The organism is Mycoplasmopsis mustelae (assembly GCF_004365095.1).
Classification (GTDB): domain Bacteria; phylum Bacillota_I; class Bacilli_A; order Mycoplasmatales; family Metamycoplasmataceae; genus Mycoplasmopsis; species Mycoplasmopsis mustelae.
The window spans coordinates 137,909-154,738 of record NZ_SOCN01000001.1 but is presented as its reverse complement, the minus strand read 5'-3'; the positions used below and the strand labels follow the sequence as shown (position 1 = coordinate 154,738).

The 16,830-nt window shown below is 29.8% G+C and carries 11 protein-coding genes; all 11 read left to right on the top strand.

The window, feature by feature from the left end:
* Nucleotides 1-103: 103 nt before the first annotated feature.
* The 11 genes from BCF59_RS00595 to BCF59_RS00545 all read left to right on the top strand — a co-directional run bounded on the left by BCF59_RS00595 (nucleotide 104) and on the right by BCF59_RS00545 (nucleotide 16,830).
* Nucleotides 104-1,537 carry an ABC transporter permease family protein gene (locus BCF59_RS00595; protein WP_134110187.1) on the top strand — a complete coding sequence of 478 codons (1,434 nt, stop codon included), beginning with the start codon at nucleotides 104-106 and terminating at the stop codon, nucleotides 1,535-1,537.
* A gap of 159 nt (nucleotides 1,538-1,696) precedes the next feature.
* Nucleotides 1,697-5,338 carry a DNA-directed RNA polymerase subunit beta gene (gene rpoB, locus BCF59_RS00590; RefSeq protein WP_134110184.1) on the top strand — a complete coding sequence of 1,214 codons (3,642 nt, stop codon included), beginning with the start codon at nucleotides 1,697-1,699 and terminating at the stop codon, nucleotides 5,336-5,338.
* Nucleotides 5,331-9,761: a DNA-directed RNA polymerase subunit beta' gene (locus BCF59_RS00585; RefSeq protein ID WP_134110862.1), complete on the top strand. Its 4,431-nt coding sequence runs from the start codon at nucleotides 5,331-5,333 to the stop codon at nucleotides 9,759-9,761. Before rpoB ends, BCF59_RS00585 begins: the two co-directional genes overlap by 8 nt.
* Nucleotides 9,762-9,863: 102 nt before the next feature.
* On the top strand, nucleotides 9,864-10,382 hold the full coding sequence (locus BCF59_RS00580) for a dUTP diphosphatase (protein ID WP_134110181.1): 519 nt from the start codon (nucleotides 9,864-9,866) through the stop codon (nucleotides 10,380-10,382).
* 67 nt (nucleotides 10,383-10,449) lie between these two features.
* Nucleotides 10,450-11,649 carry an acetate/propionate family kinase gene (locus tag BCF59_RS00575; RefSeq protein ID WP_134110179.1) on the top strand — a complete coding sequence of 400 codons (1,200 nt, stop codon included), beginning with the start codon at nucleotides 10,450-10,452 and terminating at the stop codon, nucleotides 11,647-11,649.
* Nucleotides 11,624-12,064, top strand: coding sequence for a pantetheine-phosphate adenylyltransferase (gene coaD / locus BCF59_RS00570; protein ID WP_166666779.1), 441 nt, complete (start codon nucleotides 11,624-11,626; stop codon nucleotides 12,062-12,064). The genes BCF59_RS00575 and coaD overlap by 26 nt, the downstream gene beginning before the upstream one ends.
* Nucleotides 12,057-12,632: a ribosome biogenesis GTP-binding protein YihA/YsxC gene (yihA, locus tag BCF59_RS00565; protein ID WP_134110172.1), complete on the top strand. Its 576-nt coding sequence runs from the start codon at nucleotides 12,057-12,059 to the stop codon at nucleotides 12,630-12,632. The genes coaD and yihA overlap by 8 nt, the downstream gene beginning before the upstream one ends.
* The gene (locus tag BCF59_RS00560) at nucleotides 12,632-13,537 is read left to right on the top strand and encodes an MAG1430 family protein (protein ID WP_134110170.1); all 906 of its coding nucleotides are present in this window, start codon (nucleotides 12,632-12,634) and stop codon (nucleotides 13,535-13,537) included. The genes yihA and BCF59_RS00560 overlap by 1 nt, the downstream gene beginning before the upstream one ends.
* Before the next feature lie 95 nt (nucleotides 13,538-13,632).
* Entirely contained in the window at nucleotides 13,633-13,869 is a 237-nt protein-coding gene (gene secG / locus BCF59_RS00555) for a preprotein translocase subunit SecG (RefSeq protein ID WP_134110167.1), read from the top strand.
* A gap of 2 nt (nucleotides 13,870-13,871) precedes the next feature.
* Nucleotides 13,872-16,082 carry a ribonuclease R gene (rnr, locus tag BCF59_RS00550; RefSeq protein ID WP_134110164.1) on the top strand — a complete coding sequence of 737 codons (2,211 nt, stop codon included), beginning with the start codon at nucleotides 13,872-13,874 and terminating at the stop codon, nucleotides 16,080-16,082.
* The gene (locus BCF59_RS00545) at nucleotides 16,033-16,830 is read left to right on the top strand and encodes a tRNA1(Val) (adenine(37)-N6)-methyltransferase (protein ID WP_134110161.1); all 798 of its coding nucleotides are present in this window, start codon (nucleotides 16,033-16,035) and stop codon (nucleotides 16,828-16,830) included. The genes rnr and BCF59_RS00545 overlap by 50 nt, the downstream gene beginning before the upstream one ends.

The window sequence follows — 16,830 nt, the reverse complement described above, 5'->3', positions numbered from 1 at the left end:
TTTAAATTTCTCAGTTTCCTTAGTAGGCTTAAAGCAATTTTATCAACATTTAAAAAATCTTTTTTCTTTTGTAAACATCGATCCACAATTTAAAGGCGAATCATTGTGAATAAAAAATTTAGAATTAATGTGAATCACTATTAAATTAGTTTTTAGCGGAAGTTTTGTTGGATTGATTTTAGCATTTTTTAGCGCATATTTCACTGCTTTAAATTTATGAAAACATAATTGGTGAACCTGAATTTTAAGAGTTATTATTTTAGTGCTTCGTTCACTCCCAATAATTTTGATTATTACTATTTTCAAAGCCACATATAGAGGTGAAATGATAGCCTTTATGATTTTTTGATATAGTACTTGATTATGATTGCAACGATATTTTTGTGATATTTTTGAATCTAGTGATACAAATAAATTTTATCGTGATATAAATAATGGGATGTTTCATTTTAAAAGTTTTTATATCAATATTTTTTTAAATCACAAAAATAAATTTTTAATGAATTCTTTATTAGCGATAGAATCAAATATACGTTGAAATTCAATTTTAGGATCGGTTGGTGTATTTGGAATTGGCTTTTTATTTAATTTATATAAAAATCAATTTCAATATTTAGGAATTAGTGTTTTATATATTGTTTTCTTTGTTTTTATTTTTGAACTTATTTTAGTTTTTTATAATAAATATTTATTTATTGCACCAAAAATTAAACATAGTAATAAAAATACACCAAAAAGTTGAAAATATAATTATAAAAAAATCATAAATTGAGTAATTTTCAGCATCTATTTTAGTATTGTTATCATAAGTTTTTTAGAATTATCACAAATAAAAACTGATTTTTATAGTTTCATATCACATCTTAAAGTACTTTTCTATTTCGATTTTAGTGAGATTATAGCAAAACCTGATATTTACCTAATTTATTGAGAAATTTTTAAACAGACATATATAGCAATTTATTTAGGTTTTGTATTTGCATTTTGGTTTGCAATTTTAATGAGTGAGAAATTAATTCAATCTCAAATAAGTATAATCTTTAAAAGTTTCATTATCCTGTTAAAATCCATTCCGGTAATTGTTTTTTATGTTTTATTTAATTCATTTTTAAATCCTGCGACTTCATTGGTTTTATCGGTAATAATTCTTACTTTTAGGTCTATGAGCAAGCAGTTTTCGGAAACAATTAATAAAATAGATCAAAGCAAAATTGATTATTGAAAATCTCTGGGATATACAAAATTTTTTATCTATAAAAATTTTCTTTTTCCAATGTATAGAAAGGCCATTCTTTCCCTAGTTTTATTTGAAAGTGAAGGAACATATCGAAACTTTATAACTTACGGAATTTTCAGCAGTTATTCACTTTATACGTTTGTAGATAGATATTCAAATCGAGATAATTCTGAGGAAAAAATATTACCATTATTTGTTCCTGCTTTTATTTTTTATTTTTTATTAGAACTTATTTTTTTAATTTATAAAACACAAATTTGACAGAAAATTTACTTAAAAATTATTAAATTTAAATCATAAATTAACTAAAAAGTACGCTAAAAAAGTGTGTATTTCAGTTTTAAAAATTTTTATTTTTTATTATGTTAAATAAAATAATATAGTAAAATTTATATACATTTTTTAAAAAATTAAATTTTATTTTAAAAATTACTTAATTGCAGCATAGAAAGGTCAAAAATGGAAAATAAAAAATATAAAGTGAAAAAATTTGGGCCTAAAACATTAAGAAGAGATTATTCAGTGACCAAACAATCTCTTGAACTTTTGGATATTTTAAAGACCAGCAAAGATAGTTTTCATGATTTTATGAAAACCGGAATTCAAAATGCTTTGATGGAAACTTATCCAATTACTACCGGACAAATTAAACTTGAATACCTTAAATCAACTTTTGAAGTTGAGCTACCATACAAAAAAATCACTAGTGAAGGTGATGAAATCAATAAGTGTAAGGCGAAAGGGATGAACTTCAGTTCAAAAATTTATGCAACTTTAAAGGTTGAAAATGTAAAAACTGGGGTTATAAAAGAAGAAAAAGTTTTATTAGGTGAAATTCCATACATGACTTCAGGTGGAAGTTTTATAATAAATGGTTCTGAAAAAGTAATTGTTAGTCAGTTAATTAGATCGCCGGGTGCATACTTTGGGGTTGGTGTGCGTAATAAGCAATCAGATGACTTGTTTAACAAACTCGAAATTCTACCAAGAGTTGGTTCATGATTTGAGGTTTCACATAAAGTTACTTCATCAAATTTAGATATAGTAAAAGTAAAAGTTGATAAAAACAAAAACATTGCTTTGGGAACCTTGATGGGTTCTTTTGGTTTTTCAATAAAAACAATGTTGAAGTTATTTGGCAAGTCTGAATTGTTAGAGGAAACCATAAAGAAAGATAAAATTTTAAATAATATTGATCTTACTCAAGAGGAAATTATTGATCTTTGTCAAGAAGAAATTTTTAAAACAATTAGAAAAGGTGATCGCGAGACTACTGAGGCCAAAAAATCACTGTTGCCAAGTATGCTCTTTGATAAGAAAAGATACAACTTGTCAGCAACCGGGCGTTATATGCTAAATAAAAAGTTATCTTTAATTGATCGTATTACTGATACTTATTTAGCTGAAGATATCAAAAATAAATCTGGTGATGTTTTAATGCGTAAAGGAAACTATATTGATTATAAAACCGCTTTAAAAATTCAAGATTGATTTGATAAAGGAATTTGTAAATCTGAAAAACTTGAGGATATTAAGGCCGAACACGTTTATCATAAGGTGTACCGTCCAATTAATAAAGATGATACAAAATTTCCAACCGAAACTAGTTATGTGAATAACAACACTGAATTAGCTAAGAGAATTCGTGTGATTAAGGTTAAAGTATTTCCATCCAAGAAATTAATGGAGGCCGGAAATGATCCAATTATTGTTATTGGAAATGATCCAAAATCTGTTGAAACTCATTTATTAATTTCTGATATTGTTGCTGCAATTAGTTATTATTTCAACTTAACTCAAGGCGTAGGACAAGAAGACGATCCGGATTCATTGATTAATAAACGGATTGTTTCTGTAGGTGAATTATTAGAATCACAGTTAATGATTGCACTAGCAAAACTTGAAAAAACTACCCGCGAGCGCATTGGTTCAAAGGAAGCTGACAAAGTAACTGCTAAAAATGTAACTAATAATAAATTGATTACCAATCAAATGAAAACTTTTTTTAATTCTTCAAAATTATCTCAATTTATGGATCAAATTAATCCGCTAGCCGAAGTTTCTAATAAACGTCGTGTGACATCTTTAGGACCTGGTGGTTTAAGTCGTGATACAGCTCAATTTGAAGTTCGGGACGTGCATTCAACTCACTATGGAAGAATTTGTCCAATCGAAACACCAGAAGGATTAAATATAGGATTGATATTAAACTTTGCAACCTTTGCGCAGGTTGATGAATTTGGATTTTTAAAAACTCCATATTATAAAGTTAAAAATGGCATAGTTGATTATAACACTGTTGATTATTTAACTGCTGCAGAAGAAAAAGGTCTTTCATTTGCACAATCATCAGTACAAGTTGATGAAAACAACAGAATTATTACTCCTTCATTAACCATTAGAAGTGATTATACTTATCGTTTAGGTAAACCTGAAGAAGTAGATTATTTAGAGGTTTCATCTAAACAAATGGTTTCGGTAGCTGCTGCCGGAATTCCGTTCTTAGAAAACGACGATGCTAACCGTGCATTGATGGGATCGAACATGCAACGTCAGGCCGTTCCCTTAATTCAAGCAGAAGCTCCTTTAATTGCAACCGGAATTGAAGCAGATATTGCAAAATACTCTTCATATAATTTAATTGCTAAAAATGCAGGTATTGTAACAGCTGTTGATGGTTCAAAAATTACTATCAAAAGAGAAAATGGTGTTAGTGATAAATATTCACTTCGTAATTTTGAACGTAGTAACCAAGGAACTTTAGTTCAACAAAAACCGATTGTGGTTAAAGGACAAGAAGTTAAACAAGGCGATTTATTGACCGATGGTTCATCATTTAAGGATGGAGAACTAGCGCTTGGTAAAAACGTTTTAGTTGGATTTACTACATGAAATGGTTATAACTTTGAGGATGCCGTTATCATTAATGAACGTTTAGTAAAAGATGATGTTTATACATCAATTCATATTGAAGAACAAATTATTCAATTCAGAAGTTCACGTTCAGGTAATGATGTTTTAACTGTAGATATCCCACAAATTTCTAAATATTCAATTCGTCATTTAGATGAACATGGAATCGTTAAAGTTGGTTCTGAAGTGCTTCCGGGAGATGTTTTAGTAGGTCGTACTTCACCTAAAGGAGAAGAAAACCCGGCCCAAGAAGAAAAACTGTTGCAAGCTATTTTAGGTTCTCGTTCAAATGGAACTAAAGATACCTCTTTAAAAGTTAAAAATGGACACGGTGGAACCGTCATTCACGTTGAAGTGCTTTCAAAGGATAATAATGACCTTTTGGAAGAAGGTGTTGAAAAAATTGTTAAAGTTTCTATCGCACAAAAACGTAAAATCAAAGTTGGTGATAAAATGGCTGGGCGACACGGTAATAAAGGTGTTATTTCTATCGTGCTACCTGAAGAAGATATGCCATACTTAGAAGATGGAACTCCGCTTGATATTATGTTAAACCCACAAGGTGTACCTTCACGGATGAATATTGGTCAAATTCTAGAATTACACCTTGGAATGGCTGCATTAAAACTAAATGAAAAGTTTGTAAGTCCAAGTTTTGATGGAGTTAAAAAACAAGATATTGAAGCAGCTTTAGAGGAAGCAGGATTAGATCGTAGTGAAAAACAAGTAGTAATTGATCCAATTACAGGAAACAAATTTGACAAGCCGATCTCGGTTGGTGTGATGTATATAATGAAACTAAATCATATGGTTGATGATAAAATGCATGCTCGTTCAGTTGGTCCATATTCATTAATTACCCAACAACCGCTAGGAGGAAAATCTCAAAATGGTGGGCAAAGATTCGGGGAAATGGAAACATGAGCTTTAGAATCATACGGAGCAACTAACGTATTACAGGAAATTTTAACTTATAAATCTGATGATATTTTAGGTCGCAATGCGCTATATAGTGCTTTAGTTTCTGGAAAAGAATTACCAACACCTGGAACCCCAGAATCATTCAATGTTTTAAGTCATGAACTTAAAGGATTGGGATTGAAATTAGAACTTTCAAATAAAGAAACTGATAGTGAGCAACCTACTGAGTTTGACTATCAATTTGACACAGGAGGCGATGATGAATAAAAACTTTAATAAAAAAGCTCAAATTAATAATATTACCCTCTCATTAGCCACCCGTGGTGATGTAGAATCGTGATCTTTTGGTGAAGTAACTAAACCAGAAACTATTAATTATAAGACTTATAAACCTGAAAAAGATGGTTTGTTTGATGAATTAATTTTTGGACCAGTAACTGATTATAAATGTCCTATTTGTGGAACTAAATACAAAAAAACCGATGAAGGTGGAACATGTACTAAAACCCCACAATGTGATAAATATCGTCCAGTAATTTTACCTAAAATTTCACGCAGAAACAGGATGGGACACATTAAATTGGAAAATCCTGTTGTGCATTTTTGATTTTATAAAATTGATCACTCAATTATTTCTAAACTTTTAGGACTACGTGTACATGATTCTAATAAAGTAGTTACCAAAGCCGATCTAGAAAAACTCATTTATTATAAATCACACATTGTTTTAGAAAGTGGAAACTTAAAATCGCTTAAAAAAAATACCATTATTAACATCAATGAAGCTCCGGAAATATATTTAAAAGCTCTTAAAGAAATGTTAACTCTTGAATACGATGATCCAAATGCAATCGAAGATATTCAAGCAACTTTAAATGACCTCTTAACATACGCACAATCTGAAGACGGAAAATCATTCGGAATTGACTTTTATTCATACAATGAAGTAATTGAAGAATATACAACCGCTAAAATCGGAACCGGTTCTAAAGCGATTGAATATTTATTAGAACACATTGATTTAGAAGCAGAACGTAAAGCAGTACAAAAAGAAATTGATGCCATCAATTTAGAAATTACTGAAAATAATTTAACCAATTCATCATCAAAAGCACAAGATCGTATTAAATTATACAAACGTTTGACTATTATTAGTTCATTCATACGTAGTGGTCAAAAACCGATTGATATGCTGATTTATAACCTACCGGTTATTCCGGCTGACTTAAGACCGTTAGTTCAATTAGATGGTGGAAGACATTCAACTAGTGATATTAATGAATTATATCGTAGGATTATTATTAGAAATAACCGTTTACTAAAATGAAAAGATTCTGATGCTCCGATGTTGATTAAACAAAATGAATATCGGATGATTCAAGAAGCAGTCGATGCTTTAATTGATAATGGACGTAAAAAACCTACCCCAGTTTCTTCGAAAGATGGACAACCATTAAAGTCAATTTCTGATGCATTAACTGGTAAAAAAGGACGTTTTCGTCAAAACTTATTAGGAAAACGTGTTGATTACTCAGGGCGTAGTGTTATCGTTGGTGGACCTAAACTTAAAATGTATGAGGTTGGTATCCCGCGTGATATGGCTGCAAAACTTTTCGAACCCTGAATTGTACGTGAGTTGATTGCTAATGAAGAAAGTGTAACTAGTGTTAAAACTGCAAAAAAATTAATTGAAGCCTTAGATTCTAAAATTTGACCTTATGTAGAACGTGCGATTAAAGGTAGACCAGTTTTATTAAATCGTGCCCCTACCTTGCACCGTCTTTCAATTCAAGCTTTTTATCCAGTTTTAATTCGTGGAAAAGCAATTAAATTACATCCATTAGTAACCACTGCATTTAATGCCGATTTTGATGGGGACCAAATGGCAGTTCATGTTCCTATTTCAGAACAATCAGTTCGTGAAGCTAAAGAATTAATGTTAGCCTCAAAAAACATCTTAGGACCTAAAGATGGAGAACCTATTATCAACCCGTCGCAAGATATGATTCTAGGATTGTTTTACCTAACTATCGAGAAAGCGGGTGCTAAAGGCGAGGGAAATTACTATGCATCCATTGATGAAATGATGTTTGCATACGAAAGAGGTTACATAACCTTACATACTCGTGTTGTGTTGCCGATTGCGGCTTTAAATAAACCTTTTTTAAGTAGACAAACTAACCGACCTTATTTGGTGTCTAGTGTTGGTAAATTTATCTTAAACCAAGCATTTCCGGTTGAATTTGAATTTGTATTTGGTAAATATATTGAAAAAACATATCATCAAGATTCTCAAGGAAATGAAGTAATTAAAGAAAGAGAAGTAATTCATACTTCAGAAAACGCTTTAGATCGCTATAGTCTAAATTATGGTGAAAACTTTAGAGATGTGATTGCACATTTAGAAACAAATAATGCGTTAGCTAAAAAAGATATTGCTAAAATTATCCGTAAAATTTACGAAAAATATGTACATTTAGTAAATAAAGAAGATTTAGCTAATATAATTGATGCGACTACTCCACAAAATTACACATTACGTTTAAAAGAATGTGAAAACTTAAAAGATTATAATAATAATAGCATTCCTTATGAACATGCTGAATTAATTAATAATTTTATTATTGCTGAATTTGATAAAATTAACTACAAAAACCATGGTCACGATGAAATACAAAAACCATGAACCATTGATGAATATACCGAAGCTTTAGAAAGTGTTTGATTTAGTTATACAAACTATGTTGCAAGTGTTTTGGATAAAATTAAAGATTTAGGATTCCACTATTCAACTATATCGGGAACTACTATTTCAATGAATGATGTTAAAACCTTAGAATCTACAAAACAAAAAATCGCAGATGGTGAAAGACATACTGCTAGATTAACTGAATATTTCCAATATGGATATTTAACTGATGACGAACGTTATAATTTAACTATTCAACATTGAACCAAAGTTAAAGAAGATATCGAAAAAGAGCTTAAAAAAGTTACCCAATCAGATATAGACAACCCATTATTTATGATGATGCTTTCGGGAGCACGTGGTAATGCATCTAACTTTACTCAATTAGCCGGAATGCGTGGATTGATGAGTAATAATACTAAAGTTTTAAAAGCCGATGCTGAAAACGATCGTGTGGTTCGTTCAACCATTGAAATTCCTGTTAAATCATCATTCTTAGACGGGCTTAGTGCGTATGAATTTTATTCATCAACCCACGGGGCTCGTAAGGGACTAACCGACACTGCCTTAAACACTGCTAAATCTGGATATTTAACTCGTAGGTTAGTTGATGTCGGGCAAGGAATTGTAGTTCGTGAAGAAGATTGTGGGTCTGATTTTGGTTTCAAAGTTAAAGCGATTAAAGATACTAAAACTGATACTGTAATTGAATCACTATGAGATAGAATCGAAGGAAGATATACTAATACTGCAATATATGATCAAAATGGTGAGATTTTGGTAGCATCAAATACCTTAATTACTCCTGAAATTGCTGATTTTATTACTAAAGAATTAAAATTAGAAGTAGTAGATATTCGTTCAATTTTATCTTGTCATACTCGTAATGGTGTATGTAAGCATTGTTATGGAAAAGATTTGGCAACCAACCGCGTTGTAAGTATTGGTGAAGCGGTAGGAGTTGTTGCGGCTCAATCAATAGGTGAGCCCGGAACACAACTTACAATGCGTACCTTCCATACCGGTGGAGTTGCTGGAGTTGAAGATATTACTGGTGGATTCGGTAGATTGATTGAGTTAATTGATGCTTATGATTCTCCATGGGGAAAACCGGCGGTGATTTCGGCAGTGCGTGGAACTGTAACCAAAATTAAACAAGCAAAAAACAAAGAAACTGGACAAAAAACTGATATTTACGAAGTTACTATACGTACCGATTTACCAATAAATGATGAAGGAATTCACGAAGTTACATATAGCGGAAAACTATCTCAAAAATTACGTGTAAAAGTCAATGATAAAGTATATCCAGGACAAAAGATTTTTGAAGGACCAATTATTTTAAAAAAACTTTTAGAATATGCTGGACCAAGGGCGGTACAAAACTACTTATTAAAAGAAATCCAACGACTATACCGTTTACAAGGAATTACCATCGCTGATAAATACATCGAAATTATCATTCGTCAATTATTATCGAAAATTATGATTACCGATCCGGGAGAATCTAAGTTCTTTAATGGTTCTTTAATTGATACTTTTGTATATCAAAAAGAAAACGGAAAATTATTAGCAGCAGGTAAAAAACCCGCGTATGGAGAAGTTAAAATTCGTGGAGCTAAACAAGTACCTTTACTTTCTGATTCATGATTATCAGCAGCATCTTATCAAGAAACTGCTAAGATTTTAGTCAATTCGGCCGTGGGAAATCGTGTCGATAAACTTGAGGGTCTTAAAGAAAACATTATTTTAGGACACAAAATCCCGGCCGGAACTAATTCTAATTTTGAACTAAAAGGTAAATATGATATTCGCGATCCAAAATCATACTTTAAAAATAAATACAATCCTAATTCACCACTTGATGATTTATCAAACGAAGTTATGGATGATTTAGATTTTAGTGATTTAGTAGATAATCAATTTGAACTTGGATATTATAACAACGATTATGATTCAAATTATGATGATAACTTCGAAAATGACGATAGTTACGAATAAGCAAATGCTGTCTTTTAAGACAGTATTTTTTTAATTTGTAACTGAAACAATCTTATTGATAATGAAGTTTAGCAAAATAAAAAATGATAATATAATATACATATGAATTTAACCATTTTGTTTGATATGCAGAAAAAATTAGACGCACAAATTGATATCAAACGCAAAAAAACACAACCTAAATTAACAAACAAAGATATTTTGATTCAAAAAACCTTAGCTTTAATCATTGAAGCGGGCGAATACGTTAATGAAGTGCAAAGTTTTAAATATTGAAAAAATCAAAAAAACATTGATGAACAAAAAATCACCGAAGAATTTGCAGATTTATTACACTTTTTAATCAATTTAGCTTATGCATATGAAGTAAATCCTATTATAGAACCTAAAATTCTAAATAAGGATATTAATATTCAATTTCAAGAACTTTTTTATCAAATTGCACAAATTATTTCAGTTTTAAAAACTAATGATTTTCAAACTATTCAAAATCAAATTTTAAAAGTTTTTGAAATTGCAATCGGGAGTTTTGTGATGTTGGGTTTTTCTTATGCACAATTATTTCAAGCATACTTTTATAAGAATCAAAAAAACTTTAAACGGATTTATAGCAACTATTAGTCAAAATGGAAATTTTCATAGTTAATACAACCGATTTTGATACAATATAAAAATTAAAGGAGTAATAATGCAAGAAAAAAAAATCTTAGTAATTAATGCTGGAAGTAGTTCAATTAAATTAAGTTTGTTTAAAAAAGACAATCTTGAACTCATCGCTAGCGGTTTGGCTGAAAGAATTACCTTACCGAAAGGAAATATTACTATTAAATGTTTAGGTGAAAAAAAGGAACTAGATGTAGCAATGCCAAACCATGAGGTTGCTGTTACGGAAATTTATGCTTTAATGCAAGCGATGAAAATAGTTAAAGATAAAAATGAAATAGAAAACATTGGTTTTAGAGTGGTGCAAGGTGGAGATTATTTTGCAACTACAACCAAAATTACTGATAAAGAAATTGCTTTGATTAAAGAATGTGCTATTTATGCACCTTTACACAATCCGGGCGCAGTGCAAGCAATGCAAGGATTCAAAAAAGTGTTTCCAAATGCAAAACTAAGCGCTGATTTTGATACTGCATTCCATAGAAGTATGCCGAAAGTAAATTATACTTATGCAATTCCACATCAATTAGCAAGCGAATTTAATATTAAAAAATATGGAATGCACGGAATTTCACACCAATATATCACCGAAACCTTACAAAAAATTTTAGGTAAAGATAAAGTTAGTTTTATAAACTTACACTTAGGAAATGGTGCTAGTTTATGTGCTATTAAAGATTCGCAATCTTTAGATACATCAATGGGTCTGACTCCATTAGCTGGAATTATGATGGGAACCAGAAGTGGTGATATTGATCCTTCAATTCATCAATTTGTTTGCAAACAAACTAAAATGTCAATTGATGAATTTACCGATGTTTTAAATAAAAAAAGTGGTTTATTAGGTGTTTCGGGTGTTTCAAGTGATATGCGTGATGTGCGTGAAGCAGCATTTAAACAAAATAATAATCAAGCTCAATTTGCCTTAGATTTATATGCACAAAAAATTGCTGATTATATTGCTATGTACGCAAATAAAATTGGTTGTCATTTAGATGCCTTGGTTTTTACGGCTGGCGTTGGTGAAAATGCCGCTGGAGTTCGCGAAGATATTGTTAAAAAACTTTCATTTAAAAATATTAAATTAGATCAAGTTAAAAATGAAGGACCAATCGGTGAATATCAATTAATTTCTACACCTGATTCTGAGGTTAAAGTTTATGTAATTCGCACTAACGAAGAATTAGTTATTGCAAGAAATGCTAAAGCAATCTACCAAGATTAAAAAAGCTTTATATGCTGGATCGTTTAATCCGGTGCATGAGGGGCATTTAGATATCATTCATAAAGCTAGTTCGTTATTTGATCTACTTTATGTTGTCATTAGTCAAAATCCTGAAAAAAATAATAATGATTTTAAACGCAATTACAATGATTTAATACAACACACCCAACAATATGAGAATGTTATTATTATGATCAATTCTGATAAGCTAACTGCAAAAATTGCAGCAGAATTGGAAGTAAAATATTTGGTGCGTTCTGCACGTAATCAAATGGATTATGCTTTTGAAATTGATTTAGCTTCAGGAAATAAAATTTTAAATAAAGACCTAGAAACCATTTTAATCATACCTGATCATGCTTATTTAAAAGTTTCTTCTGCACTACGCCGAGCTATGAAAGACAAAAATGTTTAAATTTATAAAATCATCAACACAAAAAAGTGATTGGTATCAACATAACAATTATGAAATAGCATTCTGAGGACGTTCAAACGTTGGCAAAAGTAGTTTGATTAATGCTTTAGTAGGAAATAAAAAAATGGCGCGTGTTTCTAAAACACCAGGAAGAACACAACTTTTAAATTTCTTTGAAAATGAAAATAAAGCTGTATTTGTAGACCTTCCAGGTTATGGTTATGCTAGATTATCAAAAACTAAAATTCAAACCATGATGCATATGGTTGAAGAATATTTAATTAACCGTGAAAATTTAAAAGCAGTTTATCTGTTAATAGATAGTCGCCACGGAATAAGTGCAAATGATAAAAATGTGATAGAATTTTTATGTAAAATTAATTTAATGTTTATACCGGTTTATACTAAAGCTGATAAATTAAATCAAAAAGAAAAAAATCAATTACTTAAACGTATTAAAGCAGAACGTCAGCAATTTCAATTTGATAATTATTATATTGTTTCCGCTGAAACACACTTTGGTGTTAATGAACTTGCAGAAAGTGTTTCAAACATTTTGGAGGTCTAGTGAAAAAGTCACTTAAAATTTTTCTAACAACTAGTTTAACTTCTGTCGCGGTTATTGCATTAACTGCCGGAATAACTGTTGCTACCAAATCACACCCAACCGAAAAGCTACCCGAATTGGCGGTCTTAGCAAATAATCAAAATTTAAAATATAAAAATTATCAATCTTTAATGTTTGAATTACAACCAGGTAGAGTGGATCCAAAACAATCTTTTGCTAGTGCTTATGTTGAAGATCCAATTTTTAAAACTAATTCTGAAATAACAGCGAATAATAAATACTGAGAAAATTTATTACTTCCTAAAAAAATACTTACAAAATCAGAACAACAAAATCAAGACTTTTATATAACCACTTCGCAAGCAGTTCCACTCAATGTTTTTAAAGATGCATATAATATTCAGTTTAAATCATTTGCAAATGACCTTGAAGGGGTTTTATATTTAAGGGTATCATTTGTTGCTAAAGATCTAAATAAAAATCTTACTCCAAATGTGACAACAATTTATAAATTAAGCGGGTTTAAAAAAATAACCTTATCTGACGTTACAAATACCATTTTCTTAAAAAATGATGCAACACAACTACGAAACGAACAAATTGATCAATATCAAACTTTTACCGCTTTAAAAGAAGCTTATCAAAAACTTCAAAATGATTCTCAAAAACGTGCAGAATTCATTGAAAATACTTTGGTTTTGGCGGGTACATCAGATACAGCAAGAATTGATTATCGAAAAACCGAAGTTTCTTTTGAAGATCCTAACGTAATTAAAATCAACTTTTATTTAGCCCCTTTAATTAAATCTGCAACACTTACAGATTTAAATAGTATTCAATTTCATAACACTGAAGGGTTTTATACTCAAATAGAAAAAACATTTCATATAGAAAAGTTTAAATAAAGTATCTTTTTGGATGCTTTATTTTCTTTTGTTTGAATTTGTAAGTAAATTCATCAAAATAAAGTATAATAATTTAACAAAATTAAGGAGAAGCGATGATAATTGCATTAACAATAATTTTGATCTTCATAAGCTTACTTTTAATCTTTATCTCATTTTTAATGTCACCGGATTCAAATGGTTTTTCAGGGGCATTGGTTGGTTCGGGGGATTTAGATTTATTTAAAGTTTCTAAAGAACGTGGATTTAAAAAATTCCTAAAATGATCTATGATCATTTTAGGAAGTTTATTATTTATTTTAACAATTTTATTAAGGGTGTTTGTCTTATAATTATGAATAAAGAACAAGTAATTAAATATATACAATGTGCAAAATCACGCAGTTTTTTAGACATTGCTAGAAAATTTCGTGTTTTACCAAAAAATAACAAAGAACTAACCAGTTTGTTGTCATCACTACAACGTGAATACAAGCTATTTAAAAATAACAAAGATGAATACTACGCACCAATTTTAATTGATACAATTGAAGGAATCTTACACGTCAATTCTAAGGGCCAATTCGGATTTGTAGATTATAACATTGATGTCGAAAATAATATTAAAGATAGTGTTTTTATTAAAAACTTTAATTTTAACGGAGCAATTAATAATGACAAAGTTAAAGTTTATGTTTATATAAACCCTAGGGGTGAAACTAACGAGCAAAAAAGTGGTGTTGTTGCAGAAATTTTACAACGTGGCAATGATGAGGTAGTTGGATTTATTAAACATAAAAACAATGCAACTTATTTTGTACCCGTAGAAAATAAAATGAAAAATGTTTCATGATCCATTGTTTCTAAAGGTGTACCAACAAAACTAAATGATTTAGTTATTGCAAAAATCTTAAAATATGAAGCTAAAACTGTCTTAATTCAAATCAAACGCGTGATTACTAATGAAGCTGACCCGATGGTATATGTTAAATCATATTTAGAACAAATTAAAGCACCATCTGAATTTCCAGAGAAAATGCTATCAGAAGTGGCTGCGATTCCACAAACCATTGATAATGAAGATATCTCAAATCGTGTTGATTTAACCGATAAAATGATTGTTACAATTGATGGTGATGATACTAAAGATTTTGATGATTCTATTTATGTTGAAAAATTACCAAACGGAAATTATTTTTTAGGTGTTTATATCGCTGATGTTTCATATTATGTTAAAGATGGAAGCGAATTAGATAAAGAAGCACTATCGCGTGGAACTAGTATTTATTTAGTAGATCGTGTTATTCCGATGCTACCAATTGAATTATCTAACGGAATATGTTCGTTAAATCCAAACGTGAAGCGGTTTGTCATGGCATGTGAAATGGAAATTGATTCCAACGGAAATAATGTTTCAACCAAAGTTTTTCAGGGAATTATTGAAAGTAAATTTCGTTTAACCTACAAGCAAGTTGATGCTTTTTATCAAACTAATTTAATTAATGAAGATGCAGACCCAAAACAGGTTGCAGAACTCAAACGAATGTTAACCGATGCCAAAGAATTAAGTTTGATTTTACATCAATATAAAATCAAACAAGGTTTTGTGGATTTTGAATTAAATGAACCAAAAATTAAATTAAATAATGATGGAACTGTTAAAGAGATTGTAATTAATGAACGCGGATTTTCAGAAGTATTAATTGAAGATTTTATGGTGCGTGCAAATGAAACAGTTGCAAAATTTTTATTTGACAAAAAACTACCAGTTTTATATCGTATCCATGAAGCGCCGGATGAAGAAAAACTTAATCATTTAAAAAATGCATTAACTGCTTTAAATATTCCAAATAAATCACTAATTGCAAATCAACAAATTTCACCACTTGCATTTGCAAAATTTGTTGAAGATATCAAACAAGCACGTAATGATGATTTTGTTAAACTTATGTTTTTACGAACAATGCAAAAAGCAATTTATTCACCACATAATATTGGTCATTTTGGTTTAGCCTCTGAATTTTATTGTCATTTTACTAGTCCAATTCGTAGATATCCAGATTTAATAATTCATCGTACCATTCGTAATTTTATTTTAGAAAATAACAATAAATCTTTATCAAACTTTAAACAACAAGTAGAAGTATATGGTGATTTAAACACTCGCGCCGAACAAAAAGCTGTGCAAATTGAGCGTAGTGTTAATGATTTAAAATTTGCTGAGTATTTAAAATTTAAAGTTGGACAAACATTTAGAGCTCAAATTGTTACGATTTTAAATTTTGGTTTTTTTGTAGAGTTCGAATTCATGGCTAGTGGGTTAGTACATAAAAGTACTTTAATTGACGCTACTTATGAACCAAATCAAAATTTAACTAAACTAGTTTCCAATAAGCGCACTTTTACAGTTGGTGATTATGTAGATGTTGTGGTTTTAGGTGTGGATTTAGTTGAAGGAAAAGTAGATTGTTGCATCGCAGATTTATACCAAGCATTCTTAAATAAAAAGTTTCGAGATGAAAGATTTAAAAAACAAATTACATCCCGCAAACCCAAATTGAGTTAAAAATTCTCTAGGCTTTGATTCAAATTTATGAATCTACCAAGATAAATCAATGTTTAATTATTCGGTTGATACCATTTTATTAGGAAACTTTATCTCACTAAATAAAAAAACCAAACGCGCTTTAGAAATTGGTACTAATAATGCTGCATTAGCGATTTTTATTGCTAAGCGTAGTGAAAATTTATCTATTGATGCAATAGAAATTCAATCAAAAGCAATTGAATTAGCTCAAATCAATATTGGGATAAATAATTTAAATAAGCAAATTAATTTAATTCATTCTGATTTTAAAGATTATTGAAAAAATATGATTTTAAAACCACATCAAAAATATCAAGTTATTTTTTGTAATCCGCCTTTTTATAAAAATGATGCATCCAAAATTAAAAAAAATATCAATGTTGCAAAATTAATTGCAACCCATGAAATAAATTTAAATTTGGAAGATTTAGTTTTAGGTTGCAGTAAAATTATCGAACAAAAGGGGTTTTTATCATTGGTTTTACCAATTGAGCGCACTGTTGATATTTTTGAAACTTTACGAAAATATAAATTTGAACCAAAGCGCATTCAAATGGTCTTTACAAGGCAAAACTCTAAACCAAAATTTATTTTAATTGAAAGTAGATATCAAGCGGGTTGAGGTTCACATTTTTTACCAAATTTATATTTACATGACGCAAACGATAAATTAAATCATACTTATTTACCTGAAATTAAAAAACTTTATAAACCTCTTAAAGTTTAG